Origin of the sequence: uncultured Pedobacter sp., from assembly GCF_913776295.1 — a bacterium.
Classification (GTDB): domain Bacteria; phylum Bacteroidota; class Bacteroidia; order Sphingobacteriales; family Sphingobacteriaceae; genus Pedobacter.
Map to the genome: position 1 here is coordinate 162,170 of NZ_CAJYOJ010000060.1, position 15,228 is coordinate 177,397.

At 40.3% G+C, this 15,228-nt stretch carries 13 protein-coding genes; 10 read left to right on the top strand and 3 right to left on the bottom strand.

Going from position 1 to position 15,228, the window contains the following annotated elements:
- Positions 1-14: 14 nt before the first annotated feature.
- The 4 genes from QZ738_RS13030 to QZ738_RS13045 all read left to right on the top strand — a co-directional run bounded on the left by QZ738_RS13030 (position 15) and on the right by QZ738_RS13045 (position 3,756).
- Positions 15-509 carry a hypothetical protein gene (locus tag QZ738_RS13030; protein ID WP_293788189.1) on the top strand — a complete coding sequence of 165 codons (495 nt, stop codon included), beginning with the start codon at positions 15-17 and terminating at the stop codon, positions 507-509.
- Between the two features lie 397 nt (positions 510-906).
- Entirely contained in the window at positions 907-2,103 is a 1,197-nt protein-coding gene (gene mqnE / locus QZ738_RS13035; protein ID WP_293788190.1) for an aminofutalosine synthase MqnE, read from the top strand.
- Positions 2,104-2,199: 96 nt separating this feature from the next.
- Entirely contained in the window at positions 2,200-2,823 is a 624-nt protein-coding gene (locus tag QZ738_RS13040; protein ID WP_293788191.1) for a histidine phosphatase family protein, read from the top strand.
- 207 nt (positions 2,824-3,030) lie between these two features.
- Positions 3,031-3,756: a menaquinone biosynthetic enzyme MqnA/MqnD family protein gene (locus tag QZ738_RS13045; protein WP_293788192.1), complete on the top strand. Its 726-nt coding sequence runs from the start codon at positions 3,031-3,033 to the stop codon at positions 3,754-3,756.
- A 119-nt stretch (positions 3,757-3,875) separates the two neighbouring features.
- On the opposite strand, the gene QZ738_RS13050 is transcribed toward QZ738_RS13045, so the two are convergent.
- Complete coding sequence (locus QZ738_RS13050) at positions 3,876-4,190, bottom strand: HPF/RaiA family ribosome-associated protein (RefSeq protein WP_293788193.1); 315 nt, start codon at positions 4,188-4,190, stop codon at positions 3,876-3,878.
- Positions 4,191-4,759: 569 nt separating this feature from the next.
- On the opposite strand from QZ738_RS13050, the gene mutS reads away from it, so the two are divergent.
- From mutS to QZ738_RS13080, 6 genes are all read left to right on the top strand, one after another.
- Positions 4,760-7,372, top strand: coding sequence for a DNA mismatch repair protein MutS (mutS, locus tag QZ738_RS13055; RefSeq protein WP_293788194.1), 2,613 nt, complete (start codon positions 4,760-4,762; stop codon positions 7,370-7,372).
- Positions 7,373-7,422: 50 nt separating this feature from the next.
- Positions 7,423-7,971, top strand: a complete 549-nt coding sequence (locus tag QZ738_RS13060) for a C40 family peptidase (protein ID WP_293788195.1) — start codon at positions 7,423-7,425, stop codon at positions 7,969-7,971.
- A gap of 483 nt (positions 7,972-8,454) precedes the next feature.
- Positions 8,455-8,958, top strand: a complete 504-nt coding sequence (locus QZ738_RS13065; protein ID WP_293788196.1) for a TlpA disulfide reductase family protein — start codon at positions 8,455-8,457, stop codon at positions 8,956-8,958.
- 353 nt (positions 8,959-9,311) lie between these two features.
- Positions 9,312-10,736, top strand: coding sequence for a glycoside hydrolase family 125 protein (locus QZ738_RS13070; RefSeq protein WP_293788197.1), 1,425 nt, complete (start codon positions 9,312-9,314; stop codon positions 10,734-10,736).
- 216 nt (positions 10,737-10,952) lie between these two features.
- The gene (locus tag QZ738_RS13075; protein WP_293788198.1) at positions 10,953-12,152 is read left to right on the top strand and encodes a GAF domain-containing sensor histidine kinase; all 1,200 of its coding nucleotides are present in this window, start codon (positions 10,953-10,955) and stop codon (positions 12,150-12,152) included.
- Positions 12,136-12,330, top strand: coding sequence for a hypothetical protein (locus QZ738_RS13080; RefSeq protein ID WP_293788199.1), 195 nt, complete (start codon positions 12,136-12,138; stop codon positions 12,328-12,330). The genes QZ738_RS13075 and QZ738_RS13080 overlap by 17 nt, the downstream gene beginning before the upstream one ends.
- Before the next feature lie 92 nt (positions 12,331-12,422).
- Here QZ738_RS13080 and QZ738_RS13085 read toward each other — a convergent pair whose 3' ends face one another.
- Both QZ738_RS13085 and QZ738_RS13090 read right to left on the bottom strand, forming a co-directional pair.
- A complete protein-coding gene (locus QZ738_RS13085; protein WP_293788200.1) occupies positions 12,423-12,776 on the bottom strand; it encodes a nuclear transport factor 2 family protein in 354 nt (117 codons plus the stop codon).
- A gap of 119 nt (positions 12,777-12,895) precedes the next feature.
- Positions 12,896-15,097: a glycoside hydrolase N-terminal domain-containing protein gene (locus tag QZ738_RS13090; RefSeq protein WP_293788201.1), complete on the bottom strand. Its 2,202-nt coding sequence runs from the start codon at positions 15,095-15,097 to the stop codon at positions 12,896-12,898.
- Positions 15,098-15,228: the final 131 nt, after the last annotated feature.

Genomic DNA, 15,228 nt, shown 5'->3' on the forward strand with positions numbered 1-15,228 from the left:
TAAATTACACAAAAATGAAAAGATTATTTATAGCTATCGCCATAGCATGTTCTACTTTAGTAATGTTACAAAGCTGTAATACGGCAAAACGGGTAACTGCAGGTGTAACCGGTAGCAGAGGTACCGTTGTACGCGAATGGGTAGTAACGAACGTTGCTTTGGAAGGATTACCTGATGGCGCTGTTCAGGGCTTATTTGGAGAAAAGTCTTACAAATGTTTTGAGGGAAGCACATGGAATTTAACCAATAGTGGAAACGGTTCCTATACTTTACCGGCATCGAGCGCTTGTGGTTCGGTAATGCAAACGATTTTCTGGTCGGCCGCACCAAAAGATCAAACCTTCCAGTTTAAAAAAATATACGAGGGTGATAAAGCTAAAAATGTTACTGAAGGTTATCGTTTAGTGTTAACTGAACTTTCAAGCACACAAATGGTGTTGAAATCACCAATCGAGTTCGGAGGCAGAACTGCAAATATTATTTTAACATTTGCACCTGCTGGGAGATAATATCCATATTGAAAAACATACCCGGAGCACCTCTAAAAAAGAGGTGCTTTTTTATTTGGACATATTTGCCGCGGAAATACATCTACACCGATGTTTAACAGCTACTTTTATGTAAGGCATTTAAAAACAGTTGTTTTTTTAGCATCAGTATTAATTTATTTGATTTTAGCCATGTGAACACTGTTTTCTAAGATGTCCTTTCCATGTCTTTCCTGTTTCCGTGGCTGATATGATGATGCTTTACTAATTCTTTAACCGGATACAAAACAAATCTGTGTGGAGTCCTGTGCATCTGTGCTTATTTAATATTATTCCATTTCCATAAAACACGGTTTGTTACAAGAAAATGATTTTCAAATCGGCTCAATATTGTATTTTTGTTCAAAATTAATCAGGAATGAATACAACTGAACAAGTTGAAAAAATATTAGCTGATACCAATTTATCAACTGAACTACAAAACATCGCACACAAAGTTCTTCATAAAGAGCGGATTACCCCTGACGAAGGTGTGTACTTATACGAACATGCAGAATTGGGTTATCTTGGTGTGCTGGCCAATTTTATCCGGGAAGAGAGACATGGTGATAAAACCTATTTTAACCGCAACTTTCATCTCGAGCCGACCAATCTTTGTGTTTACGATTGCAAATTCTGTTCGTACTCCCGTTTAATCAAGCAAAAAGAAGAAGGCTGGGCCTTAACAATGGAGCAAATGCTGGATATTGTTAAAAAATATGATGGCGAACCGGTAACGGAAGTGCACATTGTAGGCGGAGTACTTCCTCAGTATGATGTGGCATTTTATTCGGCACTGTTCACTGCTATTAAACAACACCGTCCGGATTTACATGTTAAAGCATTAACCCCTGTAGAGTATCATTATATTTTCAAAAAGGCCAAAATCGATTACGCAACAGGGATGCGTTTGATGAAAGAGGCAGGCCTGGAATCAATACCGGGGGGTGGAGCAGAGATTTTCCATCCAGAAATCAGGGAACAAATTGCCAAGGATAAATGTACCGGTCAGCAATGGTTGGATATCCACGAAGAGTGGCACAAGCTGGGCATGCGCAGTAATGCGACCATGCTGTATGGCCATATTGAACAATATTGGCACCGCGTAGACCATATGGAAAAACTGCGCCAACTGCAGGACCGTACAGGTGGATTCCAAACTTTTATTCCCTTAAAGTTCAGAAATCAGCATAACCAGATGAGTAATGTACCTGAATCTTCAGTAATTGAAGATTTAAGAAATTATGCCATTGCCCGTATTTATATGGATAATTTCGATCACATTAAAGCTTACTGGGCCATGATCAGTCGCGAAACGGCACAGTTATCCTTAAATTATGGCGTTGACGATATTGACGGCACGTTGGATGATACCACGAAAATTTACTCAATGGCTGGAGCAGAAGAACAAAATCCGGCAATGAGTACCAAACAGTTGGTTAATCTGATTAAACAGGTAGGCAGAAAAGCGATAGAACGCGATACGCTATACAATGTGGTTACGGATTTTGAAAACGTCGTTTTCGAAGAAGAGCAGAAACCGCAGTATTATAAATTACCGGTGGTGAATTCATGATTTGGATGATAGCGTGAGTAAAGAGACGAGCGAGGATTCTGAGCGTTAACTTTAACATTCAATCACTCCACATTCACTCATTCGATAACTTAGTAAATGAAAGAAATATACATCATACGCCACGGCGAAACAGAACTCAACAGACAGGGCATAGTACAGGGCAGGGGTATAAATTCTGACTTAAATGATTTAGGCCGGGCCCAGGCAGAAGCTTTTTATCAAAAATATAAAAATGTTCCTTTTGATAAAATTTACACGTCTGATCTAAAACGTACCTGGCAAACCGTGCAAAAGTTTATCGATGCGGGATTGCCCTGGGAAAGGCTTTCGGGATTAGATGAGTTAGCCTGGGGGATATGGGAAGGAAAACCGAATACCGAGGACGCACGTGAGGCTTTCCGGGAAATGTTACAAAGCTGGGAAAATGGAGATTATACTGCTCATTTTGATGGTGGCGAAAGTGTTCAGGACGTTTATGAACGGTTGAAACAACCCATGGAAGTTTTAATGACCCGCCCTGAAGAAACAACGGTACTGCTTTGCATGCACGGCAGGGCCATGCGTGTTTTCTTGTGTTTGTTACTGGGTAAACCATTAAGCGAAATGACCGAGTTCCCACATCAGAATACCGTGCTCTATAAAATGGGATTCGAGAACGGGCAATTTAGCGTTCTTGAGTTCAACAGTGCCGTTCATTTAGAAGGTTTAGAAATGGGATAACCCAACGTAAATAAACGGCTTAAGTTCTAGTCGCGAAACAAATCACACAACATGTTTTGTCATTCTAAACTTCCGGCCGCTCGGACGGGTGTTTCAGGACCTAATGATTAATAGAATTTTATGATGGTTCCTGGAGACACGAGCCAAAGCGAGTCAATAATTGAATAACACGCTTTTCGCCAAACGCGGGGCGCAAAATATAACACCTTGAATAAGATTAAAATATCGGCTGTTGCCTATACTAATACAAAAGCTTTTATATACGGATTAAAACATTCGGAAATTATCAATAAAATTGATTTAAGTTTAGATATTCCTTCAGATTGCGCGGCTAAAGTAATTAATGGTCAGGCAGATATCGGTTTAATGCCGGTAGCAGCGATTCCCTTAGTCCCAAATGCCAATATTGTGGCAGATTATTGTATAGGTAGTGACGGGGGCGTAAATTCTGTATTTATTTTTAGTGATGTTCCGGCCGATGAAATTAAAACACTAAGGCTGGATGCACACTCGCGTACATCAAATAACTTAGCTAAAGTATTGCTGAAGTTCCATTGGAAAAGAGAAGTGGCGTTTACAACTGATCCTGATGCTAAAACGGATGCTTTTGTTTTGATCGGCGATCGGACTTTTGGTAAAAAAGATGATTTTGCTTACGCTTACGACATGGGAGAGGAATGGAAGAATTTTACTGGTTTGCCCTTTATGTATGCCGCCTGGGTAGCCAATAAAGAGGTTTCAGCAGATTTTAAGGCCGAATTTAATGCTGCTTTAAAATTCGGTTTAGATCACAGAAAGGAAGTTTTGGCAGAATTACCAGGGTCACCAAACTTCGATCTGGAAGACTATCTGTATCACAAACTTCAATTTGAAGTAACTGAGGATAGGAAAAAGGCTTTGAAGCTATTTTTGGGATATATAGAACAGCTATAGCGTACTGTTTCTGTAGATTCGTCATTCCCAACTTGATCCGATGTCTATCGGATGGAAATCCTACTGCATTTAAAGGCTTTAAGATTCCCGCCTTCGCGGGAATGACGATAGAAATTTGATTAGTGGGCCTTCATTTTTCCAGCCACTTTTTCCAATGCACTTTTTAATTTTGTTAAGGCGCCTGTAATGGCTAAATCGTAAGTATTACCCAGGTTGGTAACCGCTATCGGATCTTTTCCGGTTATTCTGGCCTCTAACAAACATCTTTTATCATCCAAACCATCTTTGCTGCCATTCTCATCAGAAAGATGAACTTCCAGGCGGGTAATTAAGTCACTAAATCTACTTAGGCCTTCGTTTAATTGGTTATTGATTTTTTCTTCGTATTCCTGGTGTATCGTTAAGTTTTTGTCGGTGTTGAGTTGGATCGTCATAATTAAAAAGTTTATACAAAGATTAACATACAAGTAGATGATTTGTTTAGAAAGTTTAATCGGTTAATCGTATAAATTGGTTAACTGTAACACGGATTGGATGATCATACAACAGGTTTGGAACAGCCCATTGTGCCTAAACCTGGTAGGAGCGGACACGGAGTGTAACGAAGTAAAGCGGATAACAGGGCTACACAGCCCGAAATGCACAGAACCTTTCATTCCAAAAAATGGTTAACTGTTTTAATCGTATAAACTGGTTAACTGTAGCTCGGATTGGATGATCATACAACAGGATTAGAAAAGCCCAGTGTATCTAAACGTGGTAGGAGCGGGCACGGAGTGTAACGAAGTAAAGCGGATAACAGGGCTATACAGCCCGAGATGCACAGAACCCTTCATTTCCACAAAAGGGTTAACTGTTTTAATCGTATAAATTGGTTAACTCTGATATCCTACAAGTAATCAATTTAAACAGTTAAACAACCAATTTTTTTAACTTTTCAACAAAACAGTTGTAAAATGCTTATTCGTGTTATCTTTATGGCTTTTGTAAATTCATTTCAGTTTTGGCTAAAGACACAAATAAAGAAACCCCGTTAATGCAGCAATACAACGCGATAAAGGCGAAGTATCCGGGTGCACTTTTACTATTTAGGGTTGGCGATTTTTATGAAACCTTTGGCGAAGATGCCATTAAAACGGCGCAGATTTTAGGCATTGTATTAACCAGAAGAGGTACTGGTCCCAATGGTGGCGCCTTAGAACTGGCCGGTTTTCCGCACCACTCTTTAGATAATTACTTATCCAAGCTGGTACGTGCCGGGCAACGCGTAGCCATCTGCGATCAGCTTGAAGACCCTAAATCAACCAAAACCATTGTTAAGCGCGGTGTAACAGAGCTGGTTACCCCTGGCGTGGCTTATGGCGACAATATTGTAAGCCAGAAGTCTAACAATTTCCTGGCTGCTGTTTTCTTTGATAAAACGCATCTGGGTGTTTCATTTTTAGATATTTCAACAGGCGAATTTTTAATTGCTCAGGGTAACAGCGACTATATTGATAAACTTTTGCAAGGATTTAAACCTACAGAAGTGATCTTTCAAAAATCAAAGCGACAAGCTTTTACTGAAAACTTTGGCGATCGTTTTTACACTTTTGGCTTAGATGAATGGCCGTTTACCACTGATTTTGGAAACGAAACCCTGATGAAGCATTTTGAGGTCTCTTCGTTAAAAGGTTTCGGCATTGAGCGTTTGCAAAGTGGAATTGTGGCCGCTGGCGTGATTTTGCATTATCTGGGTGAAACTGAACACCGCAACCTGCAACATATTACTTCCATTAGCAGAATAGAGGAAGACCGCTACATGTGGCTCGACCGCTTTACCATCCGTAATCTGGAGCTTGTGAATTCTCCTAACGACAATGCGGTAACGCTGTTCGATATTTTAGACCATACTTGCACGCCAATGGGTGCACGCTTGTTGCAAAAGTGGATCATTATGCCGTTAAAAGAATTGAAACCTATTCAGGAACGGCTGGGAATGGTGGATTACTTTGTAAAACATGAGGACTTACAGGGCGAATTTCTGAGTAATATCAAGCAGATAGGCGATCTAGAACGGTTGATATCGAAGGTCGGTTTACAAAGGGTAGGTCCAAGGGAACTGGTGGCTTTAAAACGGGCACTATATCATATCGAAGCCGTTAAAAAACTGGCAGGCGAATCTAAAAATCCTTTCCTGATTAAAATAGCCGACCAGCTAAACCCTTGTCTGGCCATAAGAGAACGGATTGAAAGAGAGTTACAGGCTGATCCTCCGGCGTTGCTGATTAAAGGAAACGTAATTGCTGATGGGGTAGATGAAGATTTAGACCGTTTACGCAAAATTGCTTTTGGCGGAAAGGATTATCTGGTTCAGATCCAGAAGCGGGAAGCAGAAGCTACAGGTATTCCATCATTAAAAATTGCCTTTAATAATGTTTTCGGTTATTATTTAGAGGTTACCCATACCCATAAAGATAAAGTGCCGGAAGGTTGGATCCGTAAACAGACTTTGGTAAATGCGGAAAGATACATTACACCAGAACTGAAAGAATACGAAGACCAGATTTTGGGTGCGGAAGAAAAAATACAGGCTATTGAGATCCGTTTGTATAACGAACTGATGTACGAAACGGCCAGTTACATCAAACCCATCCAGCTTGATTCTTATCTGATCGCCCAGCTCGACTGTTTGTTGTGTTTTGCCCAGCTGGCGGCTAAAAATCATTATAACAAGCCAAAAGTTACCGAAAATAAAGTGCTTGATATTAAAGGTGGCCGTCATCCGGTAATTGAAAAACAGTTACCTGTTGGCACTGAATACATCACCAATGATGTATATCTTGATACAGAAAGTCAGCAGATCATCATGATTACCGGTCCCAACATGGCAGGTAAATCTGCTATTTTGCGTCAAACCGCACTGATTGTGTTAATGGCACAAATGGGATCTTTTGTTCCGGCTAAGGATGCAGAAGTTGGGATAGTAGATAAGATTTTTACCCGGGTGGGGGCATCTGATAATATCTCTTCGGGCGAAAGTACATTCATGGTCGAAATGAACGAAACGGCAAGTATCCTGAATAATATCTCTGATGATAGTTTGATCCTGCTTGATGAAATTGGTCGCGGAACGAGTACATATGATGGTATTTCGATTGCCTGGGCAATTGCGGAATTTCTGCATCAGCATCCAACGGCCCGACCTAAAACCTTATTTGCTACGCACTACCATGAGCTAAACGAACTGGCCAATACCATGCCCCGCATTAAAAACTTTAATGTATCGGTAAAAGAAATGAGCAATAAGGTAATTTTCTTAAGAAAACTTATACCCGGTGGTAGTGAACATAGCTTTGGTATACATGTGGCAAAAATGGCCGGTATGCCGACAAAATTAATAGGCCGTGCGAATGAGATTCTTAAAAAATTAGAAATAGACCGTACAGAAGGACAAAGTATAAAGGATAGCATTAAAAAAGTACAAAACCAGGCTTACCAGCTGCAAATGTTCGCCATTGATGATCCAATTTTGGTAAAAATCCGCGATACATTGAATAATCTGGATGTAAATGCGTTAACTCCTGTAGAAGCCTTGTTAAAACTGGATGAAATACAACGATTGATTAAGAACTAATAAAGGTTTTGGGTGTAAGGTTTAAGGTCAAAGGTTTTAAATCTCACCACATGCAACCAATACACAAGAAGATGGAAAGAACCTTAAACCTTACACCTTTTGCCTTCCGCGTGAAAATAAGCTTACTCTTTTTGGTCACCATCATATTCTTCCTTTCTTCCTGTGGTGCCAGAAGGTATACCGTTAAAAGCGATACAAAAGCAGCAAGAGCCGCTGACGCGATGGCACAGTTGCAAAGCAAATCGCTCTATCGTTTTATTACCGATTGGACAGGCGTAAAATACCGTTTCGGCGGTTTAGATAAAAATGGTATTGATTGTTCCGGTTTTGCATTCTTATTGGAGAAAGAAATATATGGCGTTACCCTTCCACGTATATCACGTGAGCAAGCCAACGTGGTAAAACGTAAAGATGTGGATAACCTGAAAGAGGGGGACCTGCTGTTTTTTTCTTTTGGCGGAAATGATGTGGATCATGTAGGGGTCTACCTTAATAATGGTTTCTTCGTGCATGCAAGCACCACGAGAGGAGTAATCGTAGATGATTTGACTTTACCCGCCTATCAGCGTGTGCTGGTTAAATCGGGTTCGGTGAATTGATGTTTATTCTTGTCATTCTGAGGGATAATTTATTTTATAAAAATCAATATAAATGACGTAACTAATTACTTGCCATACGGCTCAGTCTTGCCTCGGCTCGCCGCCGCCGAAGGGCTCTTACTTTTTGGCATCAAAAAGTAACAAAAAATGCCGGCTGAAAATTTTTCTTTTGAAGCCAGTGGTAGGGCTTGGTCAGTGGAGTCCGAAAAATTTGTTAGGCCGGACTTAAGTAGAACGGAGACACAGTGCGAAGGCCTTTTTGAATGGAAATGCATATTTCATAAGTATTTAACTATCAAATAATTAAAAATAACGTCAATGGTAGCAAAGCGAAGAATCTTTCTTTAAATAAAAGATTCTTCATTGCATTCAGAATGACAGATCATAAGAAGACCCTGAAACACCCGTCCGACCGGCAGGGCGGAAGTTCAGGGTGACGGATCCCAAAAACAAAATAATTCCACCATTTTCTGTTGTCCATATATGCGAATAATCATTATCATCTTCTTATCAATAACCACTTTTTCTACCCATGCACAAGTAAAATTGCTGACATTGGACGATTTGAATAAACGCATCGGCAATGGTAAAGATACTACCTATGTAATCAACTTTTGGGCAACCTGGTGTTCGCCATGTGTAGCCGAGTTGCCCAATTTTGAGCAGTTACGGTTAGCCAATTTAACAAAACCTGTTAAGGTACTGTTAGTGAGTCTGGATTTTAAATCAAAATTGCAAAGGGAAGTCATTCCATTTGTAAAGCAGAATAAAATCAACGCTGAGGTATTTCTCTTAAATGAACCCGATCAGCAGCAATATATAGAAAGGATCAATAAAAAATGGTCGGGTGCTATTCCAGCTACGCTGTTCGTAAACAAGAAGACCAGGCAATTCTTTGAGAAAGAATTTACAGAAACCGAGCTGAAAAATACGCTGTTTAACTTCAATAAATCATCTATCAAACGGAAAAAGGCCAAACACCACTAAACCACCGTTACCGGTTCACTTCCAGATAGGTTTGAAAATATGAAGGCTTCGTGTATAGAAAGCATATGCCATTAACTTATCGGTAAATTAAAACCAATATCGCTGATAGCAGTAAAAACGGGGCCTGAATAATATCTTTTGTAACCTATCCGGGCAACAAAAAGATCATCAATCTATCGTAGGAAAATCGATTTAGGAATAGTTTAATTAGCTATTATCATTTTTAAGTTCGGAAAATTATCCTATTTTTGTTAAGGACTGACCGAATAACATGCTGCCCTTACAGGTGATATGGATTGACGACGAAACAGATTGCGTTCACAAAAAAAACCAAAATATCATAATACATCATAATGAGAAGAAGAACATTTATACAAAACACGGGCCTGTTAGGGGCAGGAGTGGTGGCATCGAAATTTTCTTTCGCGGCTGATCTCGCGTCTGAATTTCCTGTAGTACGTGTAGCTGCAACGAAAAGGCACTTTCAAAGCAAAGCGATAGATGCTGCCATTAAAACCTTCCATTCGAATGTTAAAAATCCTGAATTGGCCTGGCTGTTTGAAAATTGTTTTCCAAATACCTTAGATACAACAGTTTATTACACGGAAAAAGAGGGCAGACCAGATACTTATGTGATTACAGGAGACATTGATGCCATGTGGTTACGGGACAGTTCAGCCCAGGTTTGGCCATACCTCCAATTTGTGAATGAGGATGAGCCTCTTAAAAAACTGATTGCCGGTGTTATTATCCACCAAACCAAGTGTATTTTAAAAGATCCTTATGCCAATGCTTTTTACGGCGATGCGAACAAGGTAGGCGAGTGGAAAACCGATAAAACGGCTATGCAGCCGGGTGTACACGAGCGCAAGTGGGAAATTGATTCGTTGTGTTACCCTATCCGTTTGGCATACCATTATTGGAAAAAAACAGGTGATAAAACGCCGTTTGATGCGAATTGGAAGAAAGGAATTGAAGCCACCTTAAAAACTTTTAAAGAGCAACAGCGCAAAACCGATAAAGGTCCCTACCATTTCCAGCGGGAAACGACTCAACCAACCGATTCGTTACCCATGGCGGGTTATGGTTTTCCTGTAAATCCTGTCGGACTGATTTGTTCTGCATTTCGCCCGAGTGATGACGCGACTATTTTTCCATTTTTGGTCCCATCTAACTTTTTCGCCGTATCAAGCTTAAAGCAGGCGGCAGAAATGATTAAAGCACTCAACAGCGACAAAACATTAGAAAGCAGTTTATTAAATCTTGCCGATGAGGTAAATGCTGCACTTCAAAAATACGCCATTGTAAACCATCCAAAGTATGGTAAAATTTATGCTTTTGAGGTGGATGGTTTTGGCAGTTCTTATCTAATGGACGACTCGAACGTACCGAGTTTATTGAGTTTGCCTTATTTAGGGGCGATGAAAATTGAAGATCCGATTTATCAGAACACCAGAAAATTTGCACTTTCGAAAGATAATCCGTATTTCTTTAAAGGTACTGCAGCTGAAGGCATTGGAGGCCCGCATGCAGGGCAAGACATGATTTGGCCAATGAGTATTACGATGCGGGCATTAACCTCTAAAGATGATGCGGAGATTAAATATTGTATAGACACTTTGCGTAAAACGCATGCGGGCAAAGGTTTCATGCACGAATCTTTTAATAAAGATAATCCGGCAAATTTCACCAGGGCCTGGTTTGCCTGGTCAAACACCTTATTTGGAGAGCTGCTTTGGAGAACCTACCACGAAAAACCAGCTTTATTGAAAGCCTGATCTAAACAACCCTATTGATAAGTATGATTAAAATTTTTTAATGTGTAGTTTAAATATTAATCAATACGGTTGTTTACTAACCGCATAAATAGGGGAGATTTATACTCAAATCAGGAATAAAGAGATCAGTTTACGTAAAAGAGATATCATAACATTGTTTAATGCCTTGTACATTTGTATTTTTTTGTAAATTGCTGAAAATTATCCTCCTTAGTATTGCAAAATTTTAGTAATAGCATCCATAACGACATCGAATCCATAAATAAGATTCCTGCAGTCGCGCATATTTTAGAAATTGTTTGTAGAACTACAGGAATGGGTTTTTCGGCGGTGGCCAGGGTAACACCAGATACATGGACGGCCTGCGCGGTTCGGGATGAAATAAATTTCGGGTTAGCTGTTGGAGGTGAGCTTAAACTCGAAACGACCATCTGTAATGAAATCAGACAGCATCAACAGGCTGTGATCATTGATCATGTAGCAGAGGATCCCGATTTCGCACATCATCATACACCGTTAATGTATGGTTTTCAAAGCTATATTTCAGTACCCATCGTATTAAAAAATGGTACGTTTTTCGGTACACTTTGTGCCATTGATCCTAAGCCTGCTAAATTGAAAAATGCAACTGTCAGGGGGATGTTTACCATGTTTGCTGACTTGATTGCCTTTCATTTAGATGCGCTGGAAGAACTTGCTAAAACAGAAAGAGAATTAAAAAAAGAACAGGAAATAGCTGTTTTAAGAGATCAGTTTATTGCTATTTTGGGTCACGATTTACGTAATCCTTTAAATGCGATTTCGAGTAGTGCGCAGCTGTTATCGCGTTTAAATTTAGACGAACGTACGGGTCGCATTACCAAAATTATAAGCGATTCGTCGTTCAGAATGAATGGTTTGATTGAAAATATGCTCGATTTTGCCAGCGGGCGTTTAGGCGGGGGAATTACACTGAGCAGAACAGCCGACGAAGATTTAGAGAAGCTGCTGCTGCAGGTAGTAGAAGAATTGCAGGCCATTTGGCCATTAAGAAATATCAGGGTGAGCTTTAGTTTTGATCACCCTGTTCATGCAGACGGAAAGCGGGTTGCACAGCTTTTTTCCAATTTACTGGCTAATGCGTTAAACTATTCACCATCAGACTCTACCGTTGAAATCACGGCCTTTAGCAGCGAAAAAGAATTTAATCTTTGTGTAACCAATCAGGGGAAACAAATTCCGGATGCTGCAATGGAGCGGTTATTTCAGCCTTTTTCCAGAGGTGAGGTGGAACCTAATCAGAAAGGCCTTGGCCTGGGTTTATATATTGCATCAGAAATTGCCAATGCCCATAACGGAACACTGAAGGTTTCTTCTACAGCGGTAAATACATCTTTTACCCTAAATATACCTTTTACGAATGACAATTTTAAGTGACAAACTGCCCACTTCTACGCTGTTAGAACTGAAAGCAGGAGATGAGATTAAAACAGCAGATGGGCAAACCGATACTATAAAAAGTATCCACATCAGTGAAACTGATGAATTTCTGATGTTTCTTTTTCAGTTGGAAGGTAACCACGTGGTAGTGAAAAAACTAAGGCAGGTGTGTTAATTATTCGTATTTGTCATTTACGAGTTTTTCCCATTATCTTCAATGTAAGGCGCGAGACAATCACAAAGCGCGCATGGTGGTTTAAATCTTGCCTATAAAATTGGTCTCGGATCAAATATCACCTGAAAGGACTTGATCTTTTCTTCGGCAATGCTGTACCAGCCACATGCAAAAATCGTTTTTGCTCCCATGTTGATATCATACCACAGGCAAACCTCTTCCTGATCTACAAAGACCTTTTTAATATCGTATTTGAACTTCATTTTCTTCATGTCCTCGATATAAATATCTGCTCCGTTTCTTTCGCCCATAACGCCTCTAAAAGCCATATGATCATGAAGTCTAGCTCTGGCCGTTTCAAAATTTTCGGCATTTAAAGCGTGGATAAAATCCAGTACAACAACTTTAGCATTATGTTCCTTTAATAATTTATTGGATGTATTCATGACTATTTGTTTACAAATAAACGATCAGCCCGCAATAAATGTTTAATTGATACGAAAATGATCCGGTATCGAATTGGTAAGAGTTGAATCAGGAATACCAAACCATTATCCTATGCAGCTTACTTAAACTGATATATTTTACCGGCCTGACTGTTAAAGCTATACCTGAAATCTTTGCCAGATTTTTCTTCCGTAATACCTTTTGCATTTCCTTTTAGCTGATTAGGGCTTCTTAAAATGCACTTTTCACCCGATAAGGATTTGATAGACAAGGCCACAACTTTTCCATTTTGCCATTGCAGGTTAGTGATTTCGAAGTTTCCACGGGCCTTTAAACCCTGAATGCTTCCCTCGGCCCATTGATCAGGCAGGGCAGGTAGGAGTTGCAATTCTCCAGTCTGGCTTTGCAACAACATTTCTGAAACACCAGCTGTATAGCCAAAGTTCCCATCAATTTGAAAGGGCGGATGCGCGCAGAATAGGTTGGCATAAATCCCGCCTCCCTTATTATAATCGGTACCGGAGCCGCCAACGGGTGTAATAAAATTTTGTAGGATTTTATAGGCATGATTTCCATCCTGTAATCTTGCCCAGAAATTCATTTTCCAGGCCATTGACCACCCGGTTGATTCATCACCTCGGGCTGTTAAAGTTACCCTGGCCGCCTTTGCCAGTTCCGGCGTTTTAATGGTGCTGATCTCTCTGCCCGGGTGTAAACCAAAGAGATGTGAAATGTGTCTGTGCTGATCAGTTGGATCATCACGATCTGTTTCCCATTCCTGCAGCTGGCCCCATTTTCCGATTTTAGGTTTTAATAAATGCGCTTTTAAATCGGCAATATGTTTTTTATAATCGGTATCAATGCCTAAAACTGCTGCTGCTTCAATATAGTTGGTAAACAAATCAAATACAATTTGTTGATCGTGCGTTACCCCATCTTCGGTTGGTCCGTGTTCCGGCGACCAGCCCATTGGCGATACCAATGTTCCATCAGGTCTCCTTTTTAAATGATCATCCCAAAATTCAGCGATTTCTTTGATGATCGGGTAAGCGAAATTTTTTAAATAATTTTTGTCTTTTGTAAAGGCATAATGTTCCCAAAGGGCTTGTGCGTACCAGGCGCTGCCAGGTGTGTTCCAAAGGAAGCTCATGCCACCGAAAATATTATTTTCGGTTTTAACCGTCCAGCCTCTGGTATTCGGATATTGCTTGCGGGTATGCATCGCGCTCACCTCGCGCATGCTGTTAATATAATCCAGATACGGAATCATGCATTCAGAGAGATTGGTCGGCTCTGCCAGCCAGTAATTCATCTGGATATTGATGTTCGAATGGTAATCACTGCCCCAGGGTGGGGTATTGCTTTCGTTCCAAAGACCTTGCAAGTTGGCCGGTAAGCCACCAGGCCTTGATGAACTGATTAACAGATACCGGCCATACTGAAAAATCAAGGCTTCGATTTCAGGATCGGACGTTTTTTTATAATTAATCAGCCTTTGGTAAGTAGGTAATTTTTGGCTACCGGTATTACTTTTGCCCAGATTTATGGAAAGGCGGTTGTATAAATGGCTATAATCATCGATATGTGTTTTTAACAATTTATCGTAACTTTTAGCCTTAACAGCACTTAAAATTCGTTCGATTTTAGGTGCAGGTTCTTCGCCTTTCCAGTTTTCTTCGCGTTTATTGATGTAATTGGTTGCTGCCGTAAAAATAAGGGTAATGGCATCAGCAGCGGTTACTTTTAATTTTTCTTGCCCGCCATCTTTTACTGTTGCCAGTTTTCCATTCTCTATATTAACCACAGCTGTAGCCTGATATGTCATACCATTTGGAAGTTTGCCAGTAATCTGAATGGCATTTCCTTTCGCGGTTATCGTTCCATCATGTGCATCTTTCAAACCAATTATTGCCGAATAGCTTTTTTTCCGGCTGGCTGTGAAACGCAGCACCATCACTTTATCCGGAAAACTGCAAAAATACTCACGTTTAAATTGCGCGCCATTTTGAGTATAATTAACGGTATGTATAGCGTTGGTAATGTTAAGTTTACGGCTGTAATTGGTAAATTGTTGATCTTTATTATTAAAATCAATTAACAGATCGCCAAATGCCTGGTACATACCTCTGTCATTTTCATCGCCTGTCCAGAGTGTGTTATCATTAAACTGTATGTGTTCCTGATCAACGCCACCAAAAATCATCCCGCCAATACGGCCATTCCCAATAGGGTAGGCCTCGGTCATCCATTGCTGTGCAGGTTTATCATCCCAGATGGTGAAAGCTGTATTTTGATTTTGCGCCTGAGCCCGGTGGATCAAGCAGAAGAAAAGTAAGCACAATAACAGGGGGCAGACAATATAAAGCCTGAAATTTAAAAGCATGGTGGTTATTTGATTAGTGTGTATTTCAAAGATATATAAAATCGCAGAGTGGTGTATAGCAACAGGGT

Coding starts and splice junctions, on each gene's coding strand:
- QZ738_RS13030 (WP_293788189.1), top strand. CDS start 15: ATGAAAAGATTATTTATAGCTATCGCCATAGCATGTTCTACTTTAGTA.
- mqnE (WP_293788190.1), top strand. CDS start 907: ATGAATACAACTGAACAAGTTGAAAAAATATTAGCTGATACCAATTTA.
- QZ738_RS13040 (WP_293788191.1), top strand. CDS start 2,200: ATGAAAGAAATATACATCATACGCCACGGCGAAACAGAACTCAACAGA.
- QZ738_RS13050 (WP_293788193.1), bottom strand. CDS start 4,190: ATGACGATCCAACTCAACACCGACAAAAACTTAACGATACACCAGGAA.
- QZ738_RS13060 (WP_293788195.1), top strand. CDS start 7,423: ATGCAACCAATACACAAGAAGATGGAAAGAACCTTAAACCTTACACCT.
- QZ738_RS13065 (WP_293788196.1), top strand. CDS start 8,455: ATGCGAATAATCATTATCATCTTCTTATCAATAACCACTTTTTCTACC.
- QZ738_RS13070 (WP_293788197.1), top strand. CDS start 9,312: ATGAGAAGAAGAACATTTATACAAAACACGGGCCTGTTAGGGGCAGGA.
- QZ738_RS13080 (WP_293788199.1), top strand. CDS start 12,136: ATGACAATTTTAAGTGACAAACTGCCCACTTCTACGCTGTTAGAACTG.
- QZ738_RS13085 (WP_293788200.1), bottom strand. CDS start 12,776: ATGAATACATCCAATAAATTATTAAAGGAACATAATGCTAAAGTTGTT.